This window comes from Lentzea sp. CA-135723, assembly GCF_050936595.1.
Classification (GTDB): domain Bacteria; phylum Actinomycetota; class Actinomycetes; order Mycobacteriales; family Pseudonocardiaceae; genus Lentzea.
Map to the genome: position 1 here is coordinate 574,752 of NZ_JBNJMK010000001.1, position 14,393 is coordinate 589,144.

Annotated in this window: 13 protein-coding genes; 8 read left to right on the forward strand and 5 right to left on the reverse strand. The window is 69.0% G+C overall.

The genetic code is table 11. The annotated features are described in order from the left end of the window. Position 1: 1 nt before the first annotated feature. The 3 genes from ACQEU1_RS02475 to ACQEU1_RS02485 form a co-directional block, all read right to left on the reverse strand. Positions 2-1,243, reverse strand: coding sequence for a hypothetical protein (locus ACQEU1_RS02475; protein ID WP_433195735.1), 1,242 nt, complete (start codon positions 1,241-1,243; stop codon positions 2-4). 519 nt (positions 1,244-1,762) lie between these two features. Next, the gene (locus ACQEU1_RS02480; RefSeq protein ID WP_433195737.1) at positions 1,763-2,221 is read right to left on the reverse strand and encodes a hypothetical protein; all 459 of its coding nucleotides are present in this window, start codon (positions 2,219-2,221) and stop codon (positions 1,763-1,765) included. A 657-nt stretch (positions 2,222-2,878) separates the two neighbouring features. After that, positions 2,879-3,484 carry a TetR/AcrR family transcriptional regulator gene (locus ACQEU1_RS02485; RefSeq protein WP_433195739.1) on the reverse strand — a complete coding sequence of 202 codons (606 nt, stop codon included), beginning with the start codon at positions 3,482-3,484 and terminating at the stop codon, positions 2,879-2,881. A 99-nt stretch (positions 3,485-3,583) separates the two neighbouring features. Here ACQEU1_RS02485 and ACQEU1_RS02490 point away from each other — a divergent pair, with 99 nt between their 5' ends. Further along, positions 3,584-3,991 (forward strand): ester cyclase, encoded by a 408-nt coding sequence (locus tag ACQEU1_RS02490; RefSeq protein ID WP_433195741.1) that lies wholly within the window; start codon positions 3,584-3,586, stop codon positions 3,989-3,991. Beyond that, positions 3,988-4,674 carry an SDR family NAD(P)-dependent oxidoreductase gene (locus ACQEU1_RS02495; RefSeq protein WP_433195743.1) on the forward strand — a complete coding sequence of 229 codons (687 nt, stop codon included), beginning with the start codon at positions 3,988-3,990 and terminating at the stop codon, positions 4,672-4,674. Before ACQEU1_RS02490 ends, ACQEU1_RS02495 begins: the two co-directional genes overlap by 4 nt. Before the next feature lies 1 nt (position 4,675). On the opposite strand, the gene ACQEU1_RS02500 is transcribed toward ACQEU1_RS02495, so the two are convergent. Beyond that, positions 4,676-4,993, reverse strand: coding sequence for a hypothetical protein (locus ACQEU1_RS02500; protein WP_433195745.1), 318 nt, complete (start codon positions 4,991-4,993; stop codon positions 4,676-4,678). A 265-nt stretch (positions 4,994-5,258) separates the two neighbouring features. Here ACQEU1_RS02500 and ACQEU1_RS02505 point away from each other — a divergent pair, with 265 nt between their 5' ends. Continuing rightward, complete coding sequence (locus ACQEU1_RS02505; protein WP_433195747.1) at positions 5,259-7,466, forward strand: CBM35 domain-containing protein; 2,208 nt, start codon at positions 5,259-5,261, stop codon at positions 7,464-7,466. A gap of 2 nt (positions 7,467-7,468) precedes the next feature. Here ACQEU1_RS02505 and ACQEU1_RS02510 read toward each other — a convergent pair whose 3' ends face one another. Further along, positions 7,469-8,884, reverse strand: coding sequence for an FGGY family carbohydrate kinase (locus ACQEU1_RS02510; protein WP_433195749.1), 1,416 nt, complete (start codon positions 8,882-8,884; stop codon positions 7,469-7,471). A gap of 197 nt (positions 8,885-9,081) precedes the next feature. On the opposite strand from ACQEU1_RS02510, the gene ACQEU1_RS02515 reads away from it, so the two are divergent. The 5 genes from ACQEU1_RS02515 to ACQEU1_RS02535 are packed head-to-tail and all read left to right on the forward strand — an operon-like array spanning position 9,082 to position 14,392. Further along, complete coding sequence (locus tag ACQEU1_RS02515) at positions 9,082-9,714, forward strand: DUF2291 family protein (protein WP_433195751.1); 633 nt, start codon at positions 9,082-9,084, stop codon at positions 9,712-9,714. After that, complete coding sequence (locus ACQEU1_RS02520) at positions 9,711-11,252, forward strand: sugar ABC transporter ATP-binding protein (RefSeq protein ID WP_433195753.1); 1,542 nt, start codon at positions 9,711-9,713, stop codon at positions 11,250-11,252. Before ACQEU1_RS02515 ends, ACQEU1_RS02520 begins: the two co-directional genes overlap by 4 nt. Then, positions 11,249-12,364, forward strand: coding sequence for an ABC transporter permease (locus ACQEU1_RS02525; protein ID WP_433195755.1), 1,116 nt, complete (start codon positions 11,249-11,251; stop codon positions 12,362-12,364). The genes ACQEU1_RS02520 and ACQEU1_RS02525 overlap by 4 nt, the downstream gene beginning before the upstream one ends. A gap of 17 nt (positions 12,365-12,381) precedes the next feature. Continuing rightward, the gene (locus ACQEU1_RS02530) at positions 12,382-13,359 is read left to right on the forward strand and encodes a D-ribose ABC transporter substrate-binding protein (RefSeq protein WP_433195757.1); all 978 of its coding nucleotides are present in this window, start codon (positions 12,382-12,384) and stop codon (positions 13,357-13,359) included. Positions 13,360-13,411: 52 nt separating this feature from the next. After that, positions 13,412-14,392, forward strand: a complete 981-nt coding sequence (locus ACQEU1_RS02535) for a sugar-binding transcriptional regulator (RefSeq protein WP_433195759.1) — start codon at positions 13,412-13,414, stop codon at positions 14,390-14,392. Position 14,393: the final 1 nt, after the last annotated feature.

A 14,393-nucleotide genomic window follows, 5' to 3' on the forward strand; every position in this document is an offset into this window, starting at 1 on the left:
ATCACGCGTCACCTTCCAGAAGTTGATCGGAAAGACGATTCCCTAGCGCCCGCAGTTCGTTCGGTCGCGGCGCGGCCAGGAAACCTGGCTCTCCGCTGTTGGAGAGTGTTGAAAGCAGGTTGTCGTGCAGGAGGCGCAACTCCGTGCGACCGCCGGGATGTGCGTTGTACTGCTGTACGCCAGCGGTGATCAGCTTTCTGGCCGCCCACTGCGTGTCGACCGGAGTGATCAGTGGGGCGCGCAGGAGAAGCTGTTCCGCCCACCCCTGCCCGGCACCAACGGACACCCAGGCATCCTGGTAGCGGAGCTCCCTCAACGTCGCCGAGGCAGCGATGGGCAACCGCAGCAGGGATTCAGCAATGCTCGGCAGCCGCACGAACTCTTCGTGGGTAACAGGTCCAGAACTCGCCGGCGTGGGTTCTCCGTTGAGCTGGCGGAGTACCTCTCGCATGAGCTCCGCGCGCACGACCGGTGGTGGATACCCTCCGTTCGGTTCGGTCATACGTGCGGGGGAGCAGTGCTGGAGCTCCTCGACTGCCCATATTGCAGCCTCTCCCGTCATGACGACTGCGTACGTGTCGGCAAAGACCTCGCGGTTCCAGACCTGCCATCGGTGCTCGTGCTCTGGACCCGCGGCTAGGGCCAGGGCACGAGCGCTGACGTCGACGAGCTGCAGATCATCGTGCAACTGGTGGGCGGTCTCATGTGCCACCAGCACGAGCCACCATGCTTCCCGGGTGGCCGTCTCCGGCACGGCAATCACCGGCACCGGCAGCTCGGTGATGAGACTTGCGAGCAGCTTGTCCGTCTTCGCGGTCAGACCTCCTGGCACCACGCAACGCCTGATGGTGAAAACCTCGGCGCTGCTGTCCACGAAGCACAGCGGTGCGGTGGGCGGCCGGGTTTCGCGAGCGGCGAAAGCGGGCGCCCAACAGCTGCGCACGATTTCGTCCGCCGATCGGAGGACGGTTGCGAACCGGTCATCGTCACGCTGCTCGTACTTGCCTTGGTACCAATAAAAACATCTGCGGATGTGAGCAGTGCTCGTGTCGAGAGTCCGGCAGCGCTCATACCCCAGCCCTGTGTCGAGAGTCCCGGCCGCTGACAGCTCAGCCTCGACTCGATCAATCATAGTGCCGAGCGTGATTTCGAGCGCACTGAAGTGGAATGCGAGACGTTTCATAGCTGTGTTCTGTCTTCGCGTCGACACCCAGCCGGTGATCTCCTCGCGCAGTGCAGTCAAAGAGTTGACACTACGTTCGATCCGTCGAGACAACCGCTTGGACGCAGGATCGGCAGGCGGCGAACTCACCATCGCCTCCAGTGGTCGACCGGCATTCGGGCATGACAGCTGCCACATCGTCCTGTGCTACACCAGGTGTTAGCTGCCCTGGTCGCGCATCACTCGTTAGGGTTAGAAGGCTGGTTTACGGCTGGTGTTCTGGCCACGAATTGGCCAGTAATAGGCGGCAGCTTGTTATGCGATCGATTGTGTGTCCTGCCGGATGCTGTGGGCGCCGGACGAGGGTTCCTCGGTGTTGGCTGCAGGACCAGGTGCACCTCGGAACTTCAGCTGACGTATCTCTCCCGATGCCCAGCGATCGGACGGTCGATCGACTGGACGACAGCTTCTCCGTGTGCCCGTATGACCTGGTTGAGCATCGAAGGCGGACGACCCAAAGTGGGACCGGATGGCCGTCGCGTCTCCCGCCCATTCGGGCGGTCGGCGGCGGGTTTCGGTACGCGCAACTTCGGGCCAGCCCTATGCCAACCGTTCGGGAATGTCAATGAAGGGGTAGTTTTCGGACGATAGGTCTGACTGCAGGCGGCTCAGCAGCACGGACTCGACGGCCTCAGCGGGTTCTGTCGGTCCGAGAAGGTGGGCGAGCCTGCTGGGCGGCGCGTCCACATCCGCGACGTCCTCCTTCGCGTTCAGCGGTCTGGACACCCTCGTCTTCTTGACAATCCAGCGCAGATCTGCGGCGAGGGTTGCGTGTTCCGCCTGCTGGCCTGCTTCCGTGAGGTGACGCGGCAGCCAGCGCCATAGGTACTCGACGCCGAGTGGTAGGTACCACCGCCGAGGGTTCCTCTCCGAGTAGGGTGATCCGACCAGAGTCGCGATGCCGTCGAGCAGCCAACTGCGGTCAGCGGTGAGGTTGCGCCAGCCACGCAGGTAAGCGCGAACGACGTCGTGCAGTCGACGGCAGAGGTTGTTGATCATTTGCGCCGGCTCGGACTTCTTGGGCCTCTCACTTACAGTCACCGAGAAGATGCCACCCGAGAACCGGTCGGCGATTACAGGATCACGGCAAACCTCGGCCGCGAGCCGGTTTTCCCAAATCCGCCTGCACCTCGCAACGCGGTGGTCAACCCGATCGGCGCAGACCGCTCCTGTCTGGTGAGCTACTGGAGGACAGCGGCGTGGAGCTATGGCCTTGGAACGACCGAACCGTTCTACGTGAGTGCGGCCGGGACTGGCCGGTGCGGCGCTGCGGCCTGAGGCAGTCCAGCAGCGCGAAACGCCGCTTGGGGATCACAGCATCGGCCTGCGCCGCTAGTGCGCTGAACGCTCAGCCGCGCTGGCCGTAGTCCTCGTCCTCGAGTTTGCCCAGTAGCGCGCCGCCAGTCAGCTTGTTAGGCGATGTGCCACCGACGGGTGCCCTTCGATCTTGCGGCAGGAGTCCTGGTGCGGGTCAGCGGCGATTCAGCCGTCATGCAGTCTTCCTGTCCCCAAGGGCGAGAAGACCACTGCCGCAGAAATCGAAGGCTCCCTCGTGTGCAGGTGTCTGGCGTGGGTGCCGATCGTATCGCCGAGATTCATCCTCATGTGTGGCTTTTCGCGTTATCCGCGGGAGCTTCGTCGGCGTGACGAGCCCGTTCAGCAGAGCGGCCACGCGCGCAGCGACGTGGCCGCCATCTCCTGCAGCTCCTCAGGACTGACACCGCTCGCCGCCTGCACGGCGATGCCCGCCTGCAGGGTGTGGACGTAGCGGGCGAGCACCGCCGGGTCGGCGTCGCGCGGCAGGTCGCCCTCGTCGACGGCGCGCTGGAAGCGGTCGCGGATGCGTTCGTGGCCCTTGTTGCGCCAGTCGACCAGGAGTGCGCGGATCTCGCGCCCGGCCTCGCCGGTGGCCAGGGCCGCTTGCACGCCAAGGCATCCGTGGGGTTGTTCGGGGCAGGTGGTCGTGCTGATGGAGCCGGCGAGCAGCGCGGTGGCGACGCGGAGGGCGGTCGGCTCGGCCAGGGCGGCCACGACGTACGCGCTGGGGCCTTCGTCGTAGCGCTGCAACGCCTGGCGGAACAGCTGCTCCTTGTTGCCGAAGGTCGCGTACATGCTGGCCGTCGAGATGCCCATCGCCTCGGTCAGGTTGGCCAGGCTGGCGCCCTCGTAGCCCTGCGCCCAGAAGACGAGCAGGGCGCGGCCGAGCGCCTCGTCGGCGTCGAACGCCCGCGGGCGTCCTGTCGCCCTTCGTCGTGTCTCCACGTCTCCGAGCCTACCCGTTTTGAAGCGATCGATGCAGAACGTGCTACGGTCGTGTTCTGAAGTGATCGCTTCAGAAGTGGCCCACGGGAGGAGGCATCGTTGTCCGACAACGAGTTGCGCGAGTTCTACCTGCGCTATCTCAGTGACATCAACGCTCACCGGTTCGATCGGATGGACCGGTTCATCAGCGACCGGACCACGTTGAACGGCGAGCCCGCCACCCGCGACGACCTGCTCGCGGTGCAGAGGGCCGACGTGGACGCGGTTCCCGACCTCCACTGGGAGCTGGAGGAACTGCTGTTCGACGGCGATCGCCTGGCCGCGCGCCTGGTCAACACCGGCACCCCGGTGCGGGAGTGGCTGGGCGTCGAGCCCACCGGCGCGTCGTTCGAGATCACCGAGTACGCCATCTACCAGGTCCGGGACGGCAGGTTCGTGCACATGACGGCCCTGCACGACGCCGGCGAGCTGCGCCGGCAGCTGAACACCTCAAGGGGAAGCGCATGACCATCACGCTCATCACCGGTGCCAACAAGGGCATCGGCTTCGCGACCGCCCGGCGGCTGCGGGACCTCGGCCACACCGTCTACATCGGAGCGCGGGACGCCGAACGGGGCGAGAAGGCGGCGGCCGAGCTCGGTGCGCGGTTCGTGCAGCTCGACGTGACCGACGACGCCTCGGTGAGCGCCGCGCTGGCGCGGATCGGTGCGGAGGAGGGGCGCCTCGACGTTCTCGTGAACAACGCGGGTGTGCTCGCCAACGAGGCTCTCGACGGGCCGGCGGCGTTGCGGGCGTTCGACGTCAACGCCGTCGGTTTCGTCCGGGTGACGGAGGCCGCCCTTCCGCTGCTGCGCCAGTCCGCGAACCCGACCGTGGTCACGGTGTCGAGCAGCATGGGGTCGTTCTGGGCCGTGACCAACCCCGAACGACCCGAGTACCAGATGCCCCTCGCCCTCTACGCCGCGTCGAAGGCGGCCGCGACCATGCTGACGGTCCAGTACGCCAAGGCCCACCCCGGCATCAAGTTCAACGCGCTCGAACCGGGCACGACCGCCACCGACATGACCGCGGCCTTCGGGATCGGCCGGCCGGTCGAGCAGAGCGCGGACGTGGTGGTCCGCCTGGCGACCCTGGCCGAGGACGGCCCCAGCGGCACCTTGCAGGACGAGAACGGCGTGCTGGCCTGGTAGGTCAGCAGGCCTTGACGATGACGGTGTGCGCCTTCGGGCTGACGTCGAGGACCTTGACGGTCTTGGAGCCCGCGGGCACGCGCACCACGTAGGTGCCGGGGTAGACCGGGTAGCCGAAGCTGGTGCCCGCGGGTGCGGCGGCGGTGCCCGCGATCATGTCGCCGTTGGTGCGGTGGATGGTGGTGGAGGCCGCCTTGCCGCAGTTGTTGTTGATGACGATCCTGCCCTTGGTGGCGGCGGTGGCGGTGCCCGCGCTGAGGGCCGACATGACCAGGGCCGCGGTGGCCAGGCCGGTGACGAGACGCCGGGTGGTGGTCATGGTGCTGCTCCAAGCTTTCGGTGGTGAGGTCGAAAGATCAAGATAACGAGGCGTGCGGCTGGGCGCAGTGGGTCGAACGACCGACAGGGACCTCGTTGTGCGCCATCGAATTCGACGGTCAGGGCCTCGAAAGTCCCGACTTTCGGGGCCCTGATCCCGAAACCCCCGGCCTTTCGGTCTTCGTCCTTGTCGTGGCTGAGCCAGGTGTTCCATCGTGATTGGTCTGGGAGCGCTCCCGGCGCTCGGACTCGCGGGAGGAACACCTATGCGAGGCAAGAGGTTCGTCCACGTCGTGGTGGCGACGGTCGTGCTCGGCGCCACCGTGGTTCCGTTGCAGGCCAACGCCGCCACCGCGCCGGTGATCGTGGTCGACGCGAACCGTCTCGGCGGTGCGGTGAAGAAGCCAGGGCTCGGCTCGTTGCTGGGCGTCACATCCCGCACCACGGAGACCCCGGCGGCGTTGCTCGCCCAGACCCACCTGACCGTCTCGCAGCACATGACGGCCCGCTGGAACGAGGGTGAACGCGCCGGGACCGAGGTCGTCGCGCCCAAGGTGCGCGGCACGGACGTCAGGATGATCGCCCGCTTCAACGACCTCATGGGCGGAAACCCCTGGTACCAATGGCAGGGCACGGCCCACTGGTTCGAACGGGTCGACGAGGCCACCCGGCGGATCCAGTCCTATCGGGACACCCTGCTCGCGGTGGCGCCGTTCAACGAGGCCGACAACAAGCTCCACGGACTCGAACGCGACACGGCGGTGCCGGGCGGCACGTACGACCAGAAGTTCAACTGGCTGTGGACCCAGACCGTGCGCCGCGTCCGCGCGATCGACGCGACGGTGCCGGTGATGGGGCCGAACTGGGAGTTCTACCTGCCGTGGCAGGCGGGGCAGCAGCAGAAGATGCGCGACTTCCTGCGCAACGCGATCGACACCGGAACGGTGCCGCAGATCGTCGGCTGGCACAACCTCGGCCGCAGTCCCGGCGACGTGCCCGAGGCGCTCACCCGCTACTACCGGCCGCTGGAGAACGAGCTCGGCGTACCGGGACGGCCGTTGCGGGTCGTCGTCGAGGAGTACGGGCCGCAGACCACCGACCCGGCGAACCCCGGCGACTTCGAGGGCGTGCCGGGTTCGATGATCCGCTACTGGGCGGACCTGGAACGGTACGACGTCGACTTCGGCGCCATGGCGATCTACACCAACCCCGGACTGCTCGGGAACACCCTGCGTCGCACCGGCGGTGGCACGCTCGCGCCGAACGGCGGGTTCTGGATGATGAAGTGGTACAAGGACATGCGCGGCCGCAAGGCGCACGTCAACCGCTGGGACGACACGGCCAACGGGCGCGCGTACCTGAAGTCGGACGCGCTCGCGTCGTGGGACGACGGAGCACGCAGCCTCACCGTGCTCGCGGGCGGCGAGGACGGCCCGGTCGACGTGCGCGTCACCGGCCTGGCCGCACGCGGGCTGACCGGGCAGGTCCGGGTCCGGCTCGACACCACGGTGTGGGACAAGGACCCGCGCGAGGCGAACCGCCGCGTCGACGCCGGCGGTGACCCGGAAACGGGAACGTACAACGTCTTCGACAAGATCCTCACGGTCGACAGCGGTGGGAACCTCGTCGTGCCGATCCGCCGGATGAACCGCTACGACGGCTACCGCGTCGTCGTGAGCCCGGCCGCAGGTCCGGACGCCTACCCGTCCAAGTACGAGGCGGAGCAGGCCGTCGTGACGGAAGCCGTGCGGCACAACGGAGTTCCGGCGTCCGGCGGCGCGTACGTCGGTGGCCTCGACCACGCGGGCAGCTCGGTGACGTTCCCGGTGACCGTGCCCGCGACCGGGGTGTACGCGATGACCGTGCGGTACGCGGCCGCGGTGGGACAGGCGACGCACGCGGTCAGCGTGAACGGCGTGCGGCAGGGCGATGTCGGCTACCCGGCGACCGGCGGCTGGGCCGACACCGAACTGGGCACGGTGACCAAACGCCTGGTGCTCCAGGCCGGACGCAACGACATCCGGTTCGCCAGAGGCTCGGGGTACGCCGAACTGGACTACGTGGACGTCCGGCCGGACACCCACCGGTACGAGGCGGAGAACGCGGCGATCACGTCGGCGCGGGCGGTGCCGTACTGGTCGAACTACGTGCCCGACTACGTGGGCGGCATCGACGCGCCGGACAGCCAGGTCGAGTTCGTGGTGGACGCCCCGGTCACCGGCACGTACCGGCTCGCCATCGGCCACGCCAACGGCACGACCACTCCGGCCGATCACTCGGTGCTCGTCGGCGGGGTGGAACGCGCGGTCGCGCTGTACCTGCCGAGCGGCTCGTGGCTGGGCACCGAGCAGCACGACCGGGCCGCCCGCGTCACGACGGTCCTGGTGCCGTTGACGGCGGGGGAGAACAGGGTGGCGTTGCGGAAGCGGGGCGGTTTCGCCGAACTGGACTGGCTCACCGTCGCGACGCCGTGAGCTCAGGCCATCGACCGGGCCGTCTCGCGGTGCCGCCGGTACCGGAGGTAGCCCTCCTCGTAGTGCGGCACCAGCGCGGGCAGCGGATCCACGACGGCCTCGGGCGCCGTCCACGCCGAGACGTCGGGATCCGCGCCCGTCGCCCGCAGCGCGGCCAGCACCGCTCCGCGCGCTCCCACCTCGGGACTGCGCGCGACGTGCAACGGCCGGTTCAGCACCGAGGCGAAGATCTCGAGCCACGCCCGCGACCGGGCGCCTCCGCCGCACACCACGACGCGGCCGCGCAGACCGGCCGCCTCGAAGCACTCCCGCGCGGTGTACGCGAGGCCCTCGCAGGTGGCCCTGACCAGGTCGGCGGGCGTGGTGGTGAGCCTGATCCCGGTGAACTGGCCGCTGGCGGTCGGGTCCACCACGGGCGCCCGTTCGCCGGACGGCGCGAGGTGGGGGAGCGCCTCGACGCCCGAGGCGCCGGGCGCGGACGTGGCGAGAACGGCGTCGAGGCTCTCGTGCCGCAGGCCCGTCAGGTTCAGCACCCAGTCCAACGCGGAGGAGCCGGACATCGCCGCCATCACCCGCATCCACCGGCCGGGCGCGGACGCGATGTGCATACCCGCCGGAGCCCCCGACGTGTCGAGCCGGTCGGTGAGCACCTGGCAGCCGAGCGTCGTCCCGACGATCAGCAGGCCGTCGCCCGGCCGGTCCACGCCACCGCCGACGGCGCACGCGGGCAGGTCGAACGGGCCGGACGTGACCAGCGCGGACGCCGGGAGCAGCGGGGACGTGCTCGCCGCGATCGGCAGCGGCGCCACCACCGGGGCCAGGAGGTCCGCGCGGTGAGCGAGGCCGGTGAGCCGCAGGATGTCGGCCGAGTAGGTGCCGCCCTCTGGCGCGCCGAACGGCAGCGAGGCGTCCGACGTGTCGGTCGCCCGCACGCCGGTGAGCTGTCCGAAGACGACGTCCTTGCAGTGCGCGGCGGTGGTGGCGAGATCGAGCGAACGGGGCTCGTGCCGGTCCAGCCAGGCGAGGACGGGAGCCATCGAGCCGGAGAACACGGCGTTGCCGTTGACCGAGTAGATCTTGGCCGTGGTGCCGTCCTGCGCCCACTCGTCGACGATGCCGGCGCTGCGGCCGTCCATCCAGTTGATCGCGGTGCGCACCGGCAGGCCGCGCTCGTCGACGAGCCAGCAGCCGTCGCCCTGGCCGGTGACCGCGACGAGGGACGGGGACGCGCCGGCGGTCACCTCCGCGACCGCCGAGAGGACCTCGCGCATCAGTTCGCCGACGTCCTGCTCGACGTGGTCGCGCCTGGGGTGCAGCAACGTGATCGGCCTGCTGGCGCGGCGGATCACCTGCCCGGACTCGTCGAAGAGCACGGCTTTGGCGACCGAGGTCCCGACGTCGATGCCGAGAAGATCCACCGTTCACCTCGCTCGTCGCGACCGCGCCGTCTCAACGTTCCTGCGCAGCGTAGGCGTCCGCAGTCTCGATTCAGCCGTGAACATTTGTCGTGGACATATGTTCACGGCTCGGTTACTGTCCGCTGGACACGTGATCTGGACCACTCGGACCATCGTCTGGAGGACTCGCCTTGTCCGCTCTGACAGTCCCTGGCGGCGTGAGCAGCCGGTCGCTGCGGAGAGTCGCCGTCGCGGTGGCGGCGCTGCTGCTGATCGTGGTGATGGCGCTGAACACCCGGTTCCTCACGCGGGACGAGGTGGCGGCGCTCGCGCCCAAGCCGTTCGACCCGGCCGCGACCGCCACCGAGCTCTGGAACCGCGCTCGTACCGACCTGCCCGCCACCGCCGCGCCGCTCACCCGGGTCGTGCCGGTGTTGCAGACCGACGTCAAGGCGGCCGCCGCGCAGTTCCAGGCGGTCGCGCCGAACCAGAACGCCTACGCCTTCCCGGTCACCGTCCAGGGCGCGATCACGGAGGCGACCGACGCCGGCTTGCGCGTCCAGGTCGAGGGCGTGCCGACGGTGAGCGTCGCGGCCGGGCCCGCGCTCAACGGCTCCGTCGTCCGCGACGCCGTGAAGTTCACCTTCGCGCAGGCACCGGACCAGACGCGGTTCCAGCAGGTCGGCGACGAGCTGCGCAAGCTCATGACCGCCGAGCTGCAGAAGGCCGGGCCGTTGCAGGGCAAGACGGTGAAGGTCGTCGGCGTCATGAACGTCGTCGCGCCGGCCAACACCGTGCCCGCGGCCAAGCCGGTCGTGATCCAGCCGCTCACCGTCGAGGTGGTCTCGTGACGAGCGACGTGGTGCTCCGCGCCGTCGGCGTCACCAAGGTCTACGGCGTTACGCAGGCGTTGCGCGGCGTCGACTTCGAGGTGCGGCGCGGCAAGGTCACCGTGCTGTTCGGCGAGAACGGCGCCGGCAAGTCCACGTTGATGAAGATCCTCTCCGGCGTGGAGCAGCCGACTTCTGGCCAGCTCGTCCTCGACGGCGAACCGGTCGTGCTGGCGTCCACCGACGACGCGGTGAAGCGCGGGATCGCGATCATCCACCAGGAGCTCAACCTCTGCCCGAACCTGTCCGTGCGCGACAACGTCTTCATCGGCCGCGAGCTGCGCACCCGGTTCGGTCTCGTCGACTACGCCGCGCAGAAGCGGGTCACCCAGGCGTTGATGGACCGGCTCGAAGAACCCATCACGCCCGGCACTCTCGTGCAGGACCTGCGGGTGGGGCAGCAGCAGATCGTCGAGATCGCCCGCGCGCTCGCCGCCGACGCCCGCGTGCTGATCATGGACGAACCGACGTCCGCGCTGTCCGCGGGCGAGATCGAGGTGCTGTTCAAGGTCATCCGCGAGCTCTGCGCGCAGGGCGTGGCGATCGTCTACATCTCCCACCACCTGGAGGAGGCGATCGAGATCGCCGACCACGCGGTGGTGTTCCGCGACGGCTCGCTGGTGGCGAAGAAGGACGCGGAAGACCTCGACCTCGCGTGGGTCGTGCGCACGATGGTCGGCCGCGACGCCGACTACGACTTCAGCGACGAGCCGCGCGAGCACGGCGACGTCGCGCTGAAGATCGAGAACCTGACGGTGGCGGAACCGGCGACCGGCCGCGTCGTCGTCGACGACCTGTCTCTGGACATGCGGGCCGGCGAGATCGTGTGCCTCTACGGCCTGATGGGCGCCGGACGAACCGAACTGCTCGAAGCCGTCGCGGGCCGTACGCCGGTCTCCAGTGGACGGACGGTGCTCGGTCAGACCGACCTCGCCGGCCGGTCGATCGCCGACCGGATCGCCCTCGGTCTCGGACTCGTGCCCGAGGACCGGCAACGCGACGGCCTGGTGCAGATGCTCGGTGTCGGCGCGAACCTGTCGCTGGCGAGCCTGCTCACCACCGTGCGGCGCGGCTTCATCGGCCGGGGCCGCGAACGCGAGGACATCGACCGGCAGATCGCGGACGTGCGGGTGAAGACGGCCCACCCGCAGGCTCCCATCACGTCGCTCTCCGGCGGCAACCAGCAGAAGGTCGTGATCGGCAAGATGCTCATGACCGGCCCCTCGGTGCTGCTGCTCGACGAACCCACGCGCGGCATCGACGTCGGGGCGAAGGGCGAGATCTTCGCACTGCTGTACCGGAAAGCCCGCGAAGGCATGGCCGTGCTGTACGCGACGTCCGAGGTCGGCGAGGCGCTCACCGCGTCGCACCGCGTGGTCGTGATGAGCAGGGGCCGGATCGTCCGCGAGTTCGACCCGCGCACGTGCACCCGCGACGAGGTCATGGCCGCTTCCGGCGAGCAGGCACCGGTGAACGCCCGAAACGGAGGCGAACTGTGAACACGACGACCACCCCGCCCGCCACCGCCAGGCAGGCGGTGCCCGCCGCCAGGAAGCGCTCGCCGATCACGCTCAACGCGGTGCTCGTCGAGGGCAGGGCGCTCATCGCGCTGATCGTGATCATCGTGGCGTTCGCGCTGCTGTCGGACAACTACCTGTCCGCGGGCAACATCGTCACGATCATCAAGCAGGTGGCGTTCAACGCCGTGGTGGCGCTGGGCATGCTGCTCGTGATCCTCAACGGCGGCATCGACCTCTCGGTCGGGTCGACGGTCGGCCTCACCGGTGCAGTGGCGGGCACCCTGTTCCGCGGCCTGGACGTGCCGCTCACGGAAGCCATCGCCTACCCGTCGGTGTGGGTGATCGTCCTGGTCTGCGTCGGCGTCGGTGCTCTCACCGGCTACGTCAACGGCCTGCTGATCGCCCGACTGGGTCTCGCGCCGTTCATCGTCACGCTCGGAATGCTCTACGTGGCAAGAGGTCTGACGCAGGTCCTGCTGAACGGCCAGAACATCACCAACGAGCTGAGCGGCCAGCCCTACCTCGGCAACACGGGCTTCTTCGACGTGTTCGCGAGCAGGCCGCTCGGACTTCCCCTGGCGGCATGGGTGATGGTGGCGCTCGCCGTCCTGTTCTCGTTGCTGCTCACCAAGACCCCGTTCGGCCGGTGGCTGTACGCGACCGGCAGCAACGAACGCGCCGCCCAGCTCTCGGGCGTGCCGGTGAAGCGCGTGCAGACCCGCATCTACGTCCTCTCCGGACTGTGCGCGTCGGTCGTCGGCATCCTCCAGGTCGCGAACATCAGCTCGGCGACCGCGGATCTCGGCCAGTTCTACGAGCTCAACGCGATCGCCGCCGTGGTGATCGGTGGCGCGGCGCTGTCCGGCGGCCGCGGCACCGTGCGCGGCACGATCATCGGCGCGTTCGTGATCGGGTTCCTGGCCAACGGCCTGGTCATCATCGGCGTCTCGCCGTTCTGGCAGCAGGTGATCACCGGCGCCGTGATCATCCTCGCGGTCGCCGTCGACCAGATCCAGCAGATCGTCCAGCGGCGCCGCAACGCACGCCGTGCCGCAGCGGCCGTGCGATCGGCAGCACCGCAAACCACGTGAGTGAAAGGCAGAACCCCATGACGTACCGCAGAAACGGACGCCGCCTCGCCGCGCTGGGCCTCACCGCGGTGCTGGCGCTGACCGCGTGCGGGAGCGGCGACTCCCAGGGCGCGGCGACCCGGTCCGGCACGATCGCGATCATCACGGTCGACCCGTCGAACCCGTACTGGAAGGCCGAGGTCGACACGGCCCAGAGCGAGGTCACCAAGGCCGGCTACAAATACACGCTCTCGGCGCACAAGAACGACCCCGCGCAGCAGAACACCATGGTGGAGACCGCGATCAACGACAAGGTCGCGGGCGTGATCCTCGACCCGGCGGGCGCGGAGGAGAGCATCGCCGCCGTGCAGAAGCTGGTCGACGCGAAGATCCCCGTGGTGCTGGTGAACGCCGAGATCAACAAGACCGGCCTCGCGACCTCGCAGATCGTGTCGAACAACGCCCAGGGCGCCACGCTCGGCGCGGAGGCGTGGGCGAGCGCCATGGGCTACAAGGGCACGTACGTCGAACTGCTCGGCAAGCCCAGCGACAACAACGCGCAGGTCCGTTCCGACGGCTACAAGGGCGTGCTCTCCCAGTACCCCGACCTCAAGAAGATCGGCCAGGAGATCGGCAACTGGGACCGCACCGAGGGCCAGCAGAAGATGGAGGCGTTGCTGTCGAAGAACCCCGACGTCAACGGCGTGATCGCGGGCAACGACGAGATGGCTCTCGGCGCCATCAACGCGTTGAAGCAGGCCGGGAAACTGGCCCAGGTCAAGGTGCTCGGCTTCGACGGCAACCAGGACGCCGTGGAGGCGGTGAAGCGCGGCGAGATGGTCGCCTCGGTGCTGCAGCCGATCGTGGAAGGCACCACCAAGGCGGTCGCGCAACTCACCGAAACGATCAAGACCGGGAAGAGCGGAGCCTCCGAGGAGAAGCAGGCGCTCGACTGTACGCTCGTCTCGAAGGACGTCGCTCCCAAGGTCAACAACTTCGTCCTCGCCGCGGGGTAGGAGCCGGCCTGTCCGGCGAGCGCGACACCGAGAACGGGGAGACCGCGCGATCATGACTGGCAGCGGGAACGCCTCAGGGCGCGAGCAGCAGCCGCGCATCACGCCCCAGCTGCTCTACGCGGTGGGAGCCCTCTACTACCTCGAAGAGCAGACCCAGGCGCAGATCGCGACCCGCCTCGGCACCAGCAGGCCCACGGTCAGCAGGTTGCTCGCCGAGGCGCGGCGGCAGGGCGTCGTCCGGATCGAGCTGGTGGCTCCCGGCAGCGAGGACGACGCGTCGCTCGCCGAACAGGTGCGGGTGGCGCTCGGGTTGCAGAAGGTGCACCTGGCGCCGTTCGCCCCTCGTGCGGTCGTCGGCGCGTCGCTCGCCTCGGCGCTCACCCGCGCGTTGCGGTCGATGGACCTGAGGTCCGACGACGTGCTGCTGGTCGGGTCGGGACGTGCGGTGTACGAGGTCGCGCAGGCGGACCTGCCGGAACTGCCCGGCGTGACCATCGTGCCCACGGTCGGCGGCCAGGACGATCCCGAGCCCTGGTACCAGACCAACGAGGTCACCCGGCAGATCGCGGCGAAGGTCGGCGGCAAACCGGTCTTCCTGTACGCGCCCGCCCTGCCCGGCCCCGACCTGCACGAGAAGCTGATGGATGACCCGTCGTTCACCAGGGTGCAGGAGCTGTGGGGCCGGGCGCGCTGTGCCGTGGTCGGGGTCGGCGCGCCCCCGGCCGCGCGCCGGTCGTTGCCGAGCTTCGTGCCCAAGGACGCGCCGTGGATCAAGGAGGCGGTGGGCGACGTGTGCACGCGCTTCTTCGGCGCCGACGGCCAGCCGCTGGTGTTCGAGGGGTCCGACCGCGTGGTGTCCACGAGCCTCGACGTGCTGCGCGCGGTGCCGACCGTGATCGCGGTGGCCTCCGGGCACGAGAAGGTCGAGAGCATCCTCGCCGCGGCGGGCGCGGGCTGGTTCACCGAGCTCGTCACGGACTCGCTGACCGCGAGTGAGCTGCTCGACGCCGCGAACGGTCGCCTCGCCTCCTGAT